This window comes from Ochrobactrum sp. SFR4, from assembly GCF_019730395.1.
In the GTDB taxonomy this organism is placed as follows: Bacteria; Pseudomonadota; Alphaproteobacteria; order Rhizobiales; family Rhizobiaceae; genus Pseudochrobactrum.
The window spans coordinates 1-350 of record NZ_JAAPBB010000403.1; the positions used below are offsets into that span (position 1 = coordinate 1).

Annotated in this window: 1 protein-coding gene; it reads left to right on the forward strand. The window is 57.1% G+C overall.

Going from position 1 to position 350, the window contains the following annotated elements:
• Nucleotides 1-11 precede the first annotated feature (11 nt).
• Nucleotides 12-350 (forward strand): CorA family divalent cation transporter (locus HBA93_RS19570; RefSeq protein ID WP_286202077.1); only part of this gene is annotated, 339 nt, incomplete at its 3' end.

The following is a 350-nucleotide window of genomic DNA, read 5'->3' on the forward strand; positions in this document are numbered from 1 at the left end:
CGATCAGGATCTTGATCGACAAGACGCGCGTCATTACCACACGCGAGGCCGATGTTGACCCGATTCTGGCCCTTCATCAAAGGTTGTCCGCAGGCACAGGCCCAACCACTCCGGGTGAGTTTCTGGCTGATCTTATCAAAGAACACCTTGACGAGGTTGATGACCACATCGAGGAACTGGAAGACGCGGTCAACAGGATCGAAGGGCTTGTGGGCACTCATCAGACCGAGGCCGCCTGCCCCAATATGGCACAAACCCAATCGCGCATCAGCGGCTTCTTGCGCCACCTCGGGCCGCAGAAACCCGTGCTGGAACATTTGTCGCGCTGCAAGCACGCCCTTTTGAGTGAA